The organism is Aquiflexum gelatinilyticum (assembly GCF_024813435.1).
Classification (GTDB): Bacteria; Bacteroidota; Bacteroidia; order Cytophagales; family Cyclobacteriaceae; genus Cognataquiflexum; species Cognataquiflexum gelatinilyticum.
The window spans coordinates 1-563 of the sequence record NZ_JANAEZ010000026.1 but is presented as its reverse complement, the minus strand read 5'-3'; the positions used below and the strand labels follow the sequence as shown (position 1 = coordinate 563).

Below are 563 nucleotides of genomic sequence, written 5' to 3'. Positions count from 1 at the left end.
CAGCTCAGCGGAGAGCATACGGATAATTTCAGTGCTTTTTAATTGTAATGGACGACCGCTAAGCCCGCCGGTCTCATCGCAATGTTTCATTCCCTGAACCAGGGAACGATCGAGGGTGGTATTGGTTGCAATCACGCCATCAATATTATGACGCACGAGGCTATCGGCAACCTGGATCAATTCCTCAGGCAAAAGATCCGGCGCGATCTTTACGGCGACCGGGACATATTTTTGATGCTTCTGCTGCAGCTCGAGCTGCTTATTTTTAATACCGGAGAGTAAATCATCCAGCGCTTCGCCGTATTGCAGCGTGCGCAGCCCTGGGGTATTCGGCGAGGAGATATTAATGGCGATATACCCGGCGTACGGATAGACTTTTTCCATACAAATCAGGTAATCATCTTTCCCGTGCTCAACCGGCGTATCTTTATTTTTGCCGATATTGATACCCAGCACGCCGTCAAAATGCGCCTTTTTCACATTCTCAACCAGGTTATCGACGCCATGGTTATTAAAGCCCATGCGGTTGATCAATCCCTCGGCATCAACCAGACGGAAGATCC

General features: G+C 49.2%; 1 protein-coding gene. It reads right to left on the bottom strand.

Going from position 1 to position 563, the window contains the following annotated elements:
• On the bottom strand, positions 1-563 hold a 563-nt coding region (gene pyrD / locus NK987_RS21365; protein WP_259265504.1), incomplete at both ends, for a dihydroorotate dehydrogenase (quinone).